This window comes from Pedomonas sp. (genome assembly GCF_036515995.1).
Classification (GTDB): domain Bacteria; phylum Pseudomonadota; class Alphaproteobacteria; order Sphingomonadales; family Sphingomonadaceae; genus Pedomonas.
This window is the reverse complement of record NZ_DATBUP010000008.1, coordinates 22,815-30,341: the sequence shown is the minus strand read 5'-3', so window position 1 is coordinate 30,341 and position 7,527 is coordinate 22,815. Positions and strand designations below refer to the sequence as shown.

Genomic DNA, 7,527 nt, shown 5'->3' with positions numbered 1-7,527 from the left:
CTTTCAATTACCCACATCTTTGATAGCGAGATTATAGCCCACCGACATATCCAGGAGGCGCCGCCACCCTCTCCACATCACGATATTTCCGGGAGGGGGATCATGACTTCGCGCCAAGTATCCGCCGAGCTTCGCAACCTTGGTGAGATACTTTGTGAGTGTTGGATCGTGGCCTGTGCCATTGATGGCATCCGGAACGACGCGATCAAGGATCTTGCACTCGTTATCGGTGAGAACGAGCGTCGGCGGTGCGTTCGGTGCAACCCTGTTCATCATGGTCATCCAGAAGATGCGCCAGCTCAGCAGGCAGAACATTGCGATCAGGTTGACCAGGCGATCAGCGGTACGCAGCTTAGCATCTTCGGCGCGGCATCCTGATTTCAAGATCTTGTGAAAGACTTCGATCTTCCACCGCAGCGCATACCAGCCGAGCTTTTCCACCGCGTCATCAGGTGTGTCGATCCTGAGGTTCGTGATCAGCCGCCAGTCGAGCGGCTGACGGCTGGTGGGCTTGCCTGGTTCCCGGGCATGGATCACGGTCAGCGTGAGAGCGGGGTAGCGCTTCTGCTTGCCAATCGGCGGCAGCACATGGATCGCTTTGTAGCGAAGTTCGACCTGCGCCTCCTCGAGTTCCCCTCCTGTGGTCGGAACCATGATACGATGGAGCCCCTGAACAGCGACCTCGGCCATTTCCGCGTTAATCGTATGGGAACCGTCGCCGGCAAGGCGATCGACACAGGTGCGAACGAGGAAGTTGGTGCCCTCCGCGGCCACACGGCAGAAGAACTCGTATATGTCGTTTTCGCGGTCGCCGATGTGAACGCAGCGCTTGGGTTCTCCGATCAGTGCGGTGGACTGAGACATGTTGTCGAGCCACCGAATGCTCTCCTTCTCCTCGATTGGCACGCGTGTCGGGTTGATCTGTCGCTTGAGCGCGGTGGTTCCTTTGAACTTCGAGCGCGTCCAGAATTTAACAGCTGTGAGGCCGAGTGGCAGGCCTTCGGGCGTAATGGCGAGACTGGAGTGCATCAGCAAGCCACACACGGTACGAAGCTTGGGCCGACGATCACCGTCTCGCCGACCAGGCGCGTAGGTGATGGCACCGATTTCCTCCGGTCGCACGCGTTTAAAGACAAATTCGGTTGTGTCCTGGAGAACCAGGATCGGACCTTCTGTCGCGCCGATCCGCTCTCGCGTCGAAACGAAGTGCCCGGCCAGTATCTCGCGCTCGCTGACGTTATCGTTCGACAGGAACCGATACGCGGCCTTGGTGTTCGCCCAGTCCCGGCAGGCAAGCGGCAGTGGCTCTCCCATTCCCGCGTCAAGCTGCACCAAGAGCTTGCCAAGCCGCTTTCCCAGTCGCTCATCGGAGAATTTCGAGCCGGCAAGCTCTCGATCGATCCATGACGTGATGTCCGATGTCGTCCTGTCCACCGCGCACCTCGCTCCAGAAAATTGGTGCTCGGGAACGAATCATGAGCGACGCCCTTCGGGCAACGGCAATGAGTCCAGCGGAATCACCCATGCGACGATTTGTGGGTAATTGAAAGGTCTGTAACCCCCTTACGATCCCCCTTTTGTTTATCGGGACGCACCCGGCCGCGCGGACAGCGCGCGCAATTTCAGCGGGGCAAATTCTCCTTAGAATTATTCAGATGAATTCAGCGGGCGTGACGGCGAATTCCGGGCGCGGCCCGATAGAATCCCGCCCTCATGCAGCGCCCTGCACAGAGGCGCAGGCCCCAAAAAAACTCACGGCGTCGTCAGCGCGCGGTCGGACTTTTCGGCGACGCGGCGGCGGTGTTCGCGATAGACGATGTAGAGGCCGCTGCCGATGATGATGGGCGCGCCGATCCATGTGGTTGCGCCGGGCAGGGCGCCGAACAGCAGCCAGCCGTAGAGCACGCCCCAGACGAGGCTCGAGTAATCCATGGGCACGACGGCGGAGACGGGCGCGAAGCGCACGGAGGCGGTGAGCGCCAGCTGGCCCAGCCCGCCGACCAGGCCGATGCCGATGAGCAGGAGGAACGTCAGCGGATCGTGCGGCTGGAAGTTGAACAGGTAGGCAAGGCCCAGCGGCGGCACGGACAGGAGCGAAAACCAGAAGACGGTGGTGGAGGCGCTTTCGGTGCGCCCGATCTGGCGCAGCAGAATGGAGACGATGGCGACCATGAGCGCGGAGGTGAGGCCGACCACCGCACCGATGAGCGGGAAATGGCCACTGCCGGGCTGGGCGACGATGATGACGCCGATGAAGCCCGCCAGCACCGCGCCCCAGCGGTGCCAGCCGGTGGGCTCCTTCAGGACCAGCGCGCCGAGGATGGTGGCGAAGATGGGCACGGTGAACTGCAGGGTGGTGGCCTCCGCCAGCGGCAGCAGCAGCACCGTGCCGAAGGTGAAGACCATGCCGGTAAGGCCGACGACGGTGCGCCAGGTGTGCGCGCCGATGCGCCTGGTGGCGATGGTGCGCAGACCCGGGCCGGCGGCGATCCACGCAACGACAATGGGCACGGCGAAGGCCTGGCGGAAGAACATGGTCTCGACCAGCGCCGCGCCGCGGGTTTCGGCGTATTTGACCAGGGCCGTCATGGTGGCCAGCAATGCAGTGGCCAGCAGGCGCAGACCAAGGCCGAGGAGAACCTGATCGGTGCGGGTTGGCGGGGAAGGTGCCGGTTGGGAGGGAGCTGGACCGGGTGTGGACGCCGTCATGAAACTCTACCTTCACCGATGGGCACTGCGCCCGGCAGATCTACCCGTCCCGACAAGGGGTGGGCAAGGACTTACCACTGGGACTGCTTCCCGGCTACCTGCTGCGGGCGGCAGGATCTGGGGCAAAACCGGGGGGTGAGAGGGGATCAAGCCTGAAGGGCAGGAGCGTTGGCCCCTGCCCTTCTTCTGCACGTTCGCCCATGCGGGCCGGATCATGCCCCGACCAGATCAGCCCTTGGCCGGACCGGCTGCGGTCTGGCCGAAGAGAACCTTGCGGGCGTCCTCGGTCATGGGCTGGTTCCTGAACTCCTCGCCCCGGGCGTAGGCGCGGATGGTGCCGGGGCGCTCCTTCACCCGCTCGAACCATGCCTTCAGGTTCGGGAAGTCGTCCAGCGTCTGGCCCTGCATTTCGTGGGGGACGATCCACGGGTAAGAGGCCATGTCAGCGATGGTGTACTCATCGCCCGCGATGTAATCGCGACCGTCCAGACGCTTGTCGAGCACGCCGTAGAGACGGTTGGTCTCCTTCATGTAACGCTCGATGGCGTAGGCGATCTTCTCGGGCGCGTACATGTTGAAGTGGTGGTTCTGCCCGGCCATGGGGCCAAGGCCGCCGACCTGCCAGAACAGCCACTCGAGCACGGCCTTGCGCTCACGGATGGCGGTGGGGAGGAACTGGCCGGTCTTCTCGGCCAGGTAGAGCAGGATGGCCCCGGATTCGAACAGGCTGATGGGCTCGCCCAGATCCTCCGGCACGTAGTCCGTAATGGCGGGCATGCGGTTGTTCGGGGAAATGGCGAGGAAGTCCGGTTTGAACTGGTCTCCGGCGCGGATGTTCACCGGTACGATGCGGTATTCGAGCCCGGCCTCTTCCAGAAACATCGTGATCTTGTGGCCGTTGGGCGTGGGCCAGTAATAAAGGTCGATCATCAATAAAGCTCCCCTGCAACTTGAGCGCAAGAATGGGCACGCGGCTTGGCCCGTGTATCGGCACGGATCATGCCCCGGCCGCTCGCAAGCCACAACTCGCAATGGAACTGGTTCGGCAAAGGGAGCTGGCAACCCCCCTCAGACTCCGCTGACTTTTCGCGCGGCGGGAATAAAGGAGCGTCAGCGTGCGCTGCAGATGGCGCGCAGGGCTTCCCACTCCGCAGGGTTCAGCGCGGGCCGGCCTTCTCCGGCGGGAAGGCCGGCGGCCAGCAACTGCTGCGCCCGGCCCCTTGGCGCGGGATGGGTGGAGGCGTAGGTGCCGAAGCGCTCCAGTGCGGTTTGCAGGCGGGAGGGATCGCTCGCGCTCTTGCCTTCGGCGGCGCTCTTCCCTTCGGCGGCGGGAGCGTCTGGGCCTTTGCCTTTCTGGCGGGTGAAGAAGGCCGCCATGCCTGCCGTCGAGATGCCGGCGCGGCTGAGCTGGGTGGCGGCAAAGGCGTCCGCCTCACGCTCCCCGGCGCGGCTGTGCCCAAGCATGAGGGTGGTATCCGCCAAGGCCCCCATGTTGCCGCCGAGGGTCTGGAGCATCATCCCGAGCCCTAAGTGACGGATGATCGCCTGATTGGAATGCAGGTGATGGACGTGACCCAGTTCATGGGCGAGAACGCCCGCCACCTCGTCTGCGCTTTCGGCCTCGTCGATCAGGCGGGAGAAGATGACCACCTGCCCGCCGGGCAGGGCCATGGCGTTGACTATTGGTTTGTCCACGACCCGAACCGCAACCGGACCCGAGAGCCCTTCCGGCGGACTGAGGAGACGGGTCAGCTTGTCGAGCGCCTGCTGACCGCCCGCGCCCGAACAGGGCGCGCCGCCGAGCGTTTCCGCCATTTCCCGCCCGAGCGGCTCGGTCAGGGCGCGGGGCACCAGCGGGGCAAGCGCGCGGGTCAACGCATCGCCATTCAGCGCGAGCAGTCCGATGCCTGCAACCGTTACCGCGGATATGGCCCCCCACAGCGCAAGGCGACGCGGCGCGGGACGCCCTGCCCGCCTGAGCTGCTTGAGCCAGGGCGACGGCAGGCCGCTGGTGATGACGAGCCGCCAGCCCGGCTTTTCGGCGTGGCGCAGCGTCACCCGCCCGCCGACACCGCGATCCCCGAGGCGCAGGTCCGTGAAGGACAGCGCCTCGGGCGATGCGTTGTGGAAATGGATGATCAGACCGCTGTCCGTGAGGTGCAGGCGCACCCCATGGGCCTGCGCGGTCTGGCCATCGTAGAGGACGGCGTCCCGCTCAGACGGGGACGAGGTCGAAGGCATCGGCAATTCCCTCGCCTTGGCCCGGCTGGGCGAGCTGGCTTTGTGCGATCGCCTGAGGCGACAGCGCGCCTTCGGCTTCCATATGGCGCATCATGAAGCCGTACACGCGGTAGGGCAGCATGATGAGGCCAAGGCCGAGCGTCAGCGCCACCAGCGCCGCGTTGCCGAGCATGAAGCGGGCCCAGTCACCCGTGGTGGCGGTGAAGCGCAGCGACAGCGTGTCCAGCCGCATATGGCCGACGATATGCCGCCAGAAGTACGCGCGGTACGACAGGGTGACCAGCCAGAGCGCGACGAAAAGCACCACGAACAGCCATGCCATGTTGAGCATGGCCAGCGCGGCCTGCTCAGGGTTGCCCGCAGCGCCCGCCATGCCGCCTGCGTTGGCGAAAAGGACGGCAAGAAAGAGTCCGTAAACGACAGCAATGCCGGCCAGCATCAGCAGGTAACGCTTGAACAGCGGACCGGCGGGTGCATCGGACGTGAATTCGAGCGAGCCGAAACGCGCATCCTGCCAGCGCTGGTTCCAGTCGCGGGTTGCGGCCCACGGCCCGGCAAGGAACAGCGTGAAAATTACAGCAAGACCGCGACCCAGAAAGCCAAGGCCATAGGCCCAGCCGCCGGTGGTCATGCCGCCCCGGATGCCGCGCCACGAGGTTTGCGCCAGCAGGTAGCGCTGCGAGCGGTAGAGGCCGACGCCCAGCAGGTAGATCATGGCGGGCATCGCCGCGAGGTAGATCAGCCCGGCGATCATGACTTGCCCGGACATGGCCATTGCCTGCGCGACGCTCATCAGAATCGTGAACGGCAGCAGCACGGCAAAGAACGCGATCAGCGCGCCGAGAAACAGCTGCAGGCCGGTGCCGGTGTACTCCAGCGCCTCGCCCATCACGATGGTGCGGCTCCAGAGATACTGGCGCGAGCGGGTCTTGGCCCAGAAGCGGTAAATGCCGAGCGTGACAATCGTCAGCAGCAGATTGACGAGGGCAATGCCGAAGTATTCCCGCCAGTTGCCTTCGAACTCGATGGAGACGGGCTGCCCCGAGGCAGCCTCGTGTATTGTGTGATCCATTAGGTATCCCCCCTGTTACCCCAGCGGAACATTACAATTTTTGCGAGCAAGGCGCCAGCCGCCACGTCAGCAGTAGCAACCATTATCAGGAGGGGTGATACGTCCGCTGACTTTTCGCGCCCTGATCGGGAGGACGGAGCCTCAGACGAGGGCGACGGGGGTTGCGCCGAGCACGCGCACGATATCCTGCGGGGCGAGGCGGACCTGAAGGCCACGCTGGCCGCCGTTGAGGAAAATCAGCGGAAACGCGAGCGCGGTTTCATCAAGGAACACGGGCACCGCCCGCTTCTGCCCGAACGGGCTGATGCCGCCGATGCGATAGCCGGTCGTGCGCTCCGCATCCGCCGGGGGCATCATCTTGGCCGCCTTGCCGCCCGCCGCCGCCGCAAGGCGCTTGAGGTGGATCTCATGGTCTGACGGAGCAATGGCGCAGACCGGCTTGCCATCCACCAGCGCCATCAGGGTCTTGAACACCTCGGCCGGGTTGACGCCAAGGGCCTCGGCCGCCTGAAGGCCGACGCGCTGGTCGCCGGGGTCATACTCATAGGTGTGAAGCGTGAAGGAGACGCCTGCCCGCTGAAGTGCAACGACCGCCGGAGTGGATTTGGCCATGCTCTGCCCGCCTGATTTCATTTCTGCCCTGTTCTGCCGGGCTATGTCATGAAACCCGGCCCCCACTCAACAGGGCAACGGAAAGGCGGCCTGCCTCTTCATATCGTCAGGCCGCTTTTGGCCCCTGCTTCCGGTAGGCTGGTGAGGATAACGACAAATACAGCATCGCTGCATGGGGAGGACACCGTGGCCCATTCACACGACGAGATCGTGCGGACCGTCGAGCGCTTCATCGAGGCGTTCAAGGAGTGCGAGCGGATCAACAGCTGGAGCTGGCTGGCGGACGAATTCTATCACGAGGATTGCGTTTACGACTGCCAGTATGGCGGCGTGATGCCGGTGGTGGCGAACGGGCGCGAAGAGATCCGGCGCACCCACTACGGGCGGGACATGGAGGTGGGCTCGGGCTGGGAGGGCTGGACGTTTCCGTACGTTGGCTATGCGGTCAACGGCGACCAGATCATCACCCACTGGCTCAACCGCGGGCCGGGGCTGCGCCCGGACGGCAGCCATTACGAAACCCACGGCGTCTCCTTCATCACCTATGGCGGGGACGGCAAGTTCATCCGCCAGACGGACCTGTTCGATATCGGGCACCAGATGGTGCTGTGCGATGAACTGGATGAGGCCGGGCTGCTTTCGCCCCGGCTGAAGGAAGAATGGGTGCGGCCGATGAAGGCGCGCATTGCCAAGGCCATGAGCGCCTGAGGCTGGCAGGGCGGTTCAGCAGGGCGAGAGCAACATTCTTTCGCACCCTGAAACGATTTAGTGTATGCGACAAATGAATTAGCCCATAACCACGGGGCGCGGGGATCGTTGACTTCCCGCTGCGCCTCGTTTGCGTGGGCGGTCGATTTGCGCCGTACACTTCAAGCCGTGCAGGGGGAGCAGTC

The 7,527-nt window shown here is 64.2% G+C and carries 7 protein-coding genes; 1 reads left to right on the top strand and 6 read right to left on the bottom strand.

Annotation, left to right across the window (positions count from 1 at the left end):
* Window positions 1–3 precede the first annotated feature (3 nt).
* The 6 genes from VIG90_RS00660 to ybaK all read right to left on the bottom strand — a co-directional run bounded on the left by VIG90_RS00660 (window position 4) and on the right by ybaK (window position 6,634).
* Window positions 4–1,434, bottom strand: a complete 1,431-nt coding sequence (locus VIG90_RS00660) for an IS4 family transposase (protein WP_331591431.1) — start codon at window positions 1,432–1,434, stop codon at window positions 4–6.
* A gap of 318 nt (window positions 1,435–1,752) precedes the next feature.
* Entirely contained in the window at window positions 1,753–2,709 is a 957-nt protein-coding gene (locus VIG90_RS00655; RefSeq protein ID WP_331591430.1) for a DMT family transporter, read from the bottom strand.
* A 228-nt stretch (window positions 2,710–2,937) separates the two neighbouring features.
* A complete protein-coding gene (locus tag VIG90_RS00650) occupies window positions 2,938–3,639 on the bottom strand; it encodes a glutathione binding-like protein (protein ID WP_331591429.1) in 702 nt (233 codons plus the stop codon).
* Window positions 3,640–3,819: 180 nt separating this feature from the next.
* Complete coding sequence (locus VIG90_RS00645; protein WP_331591428.1) at window positions 3,820–4,950, bottom strand: M48 family metallopeptidase; 1,131 nt, start codon at window positions 4,948–4,950, stop codon at window positions 3,820–3,822.
* Window positions 4,925–6,022, bottom strand: coding sequence for a YjgN family protein (locus VIG90_RS00640; protein ID WP_331591426.1), 1,098 nt, complete (start codon window positions 6,020–6,022; stop codon window positions 4,925–4,927). The genes VIG90_RS00645 and VIG90_RS00640 overlap by 26 nt, the downstream gene beginning before the upstream one ends.
* Before the next feature lie 141 nt (window positions 6,023–6,163).
* Entirely contained in the window at window positions 6,164–6,634 is a 471-nt protein-coding gene (gene ybaK, locus VIG90_RS00635) for a Cys-tRNA(Pro) deacylase (RefSeq protein WP_331591425.1), read from the bottom strand.
* A 186-nt stretch (window positions 6,635–6,820) separates the two neighbouring features.
* On the opposite strand from ybaK, the gene VIG90_RS00630 reads away from it, so the two are divergent.
* The gene (locus VIG90_RS00630) at window positions 6,821–7,342 is read left to right on the top strand and encodes a nuclear transport factor 2 family protein (RefSeq protein ID WP_331591424.1); all 522 of its coding nucleotides are present in this window, start codon (window positions 6,821–6,823) and stop codon (window positions 7,340–7,342) included.
* Window positions 7,343–7,527 lie beyond the last annotated feature (185 nt).

What these genes read in the sequence shown, in the direction of transcription:
- VIG90_RS00655 (WP_331591430.1), bottom strand. Translation starts at nt 2,709, where the DNA reads ATGACGGCGTCCACACCCGGTCCAGCTCCCTCCCAACCGGCACCTTCC.
- VIG90_RS00640 (WP_331591426.1), bottom strand. Translation starts at nt 6,022, where the DNA reads ATGGATCACACAATACACGAGGCTGCCTCGGGGCAGCCCGTCTCCATC.
- VIG90_RS00645 (WP_331591428.1), bottom strand. Translation starts at nt 4,950, where the DNA reads ATGCCTTCGACCTCGTCCCCGTCTGAGCGGGACGCCGTCCTCTACGAT.
- ybaK (WP_331591425.1), bottom strand. Translation starts at nt 6,634, where the DNA reads ATGGCCAAATCCACTCCGGCGGTCGTTGCACTTCAGCGGGCAGGCGTC.
- VIG90_RS00650 (WP_331591429.1), bottom strand. Translation starts at nt 3,639, where the DNA reads ATGATCGACCTTTATTACTGGCCCACGCCCAACGGCCACAAGATCACG.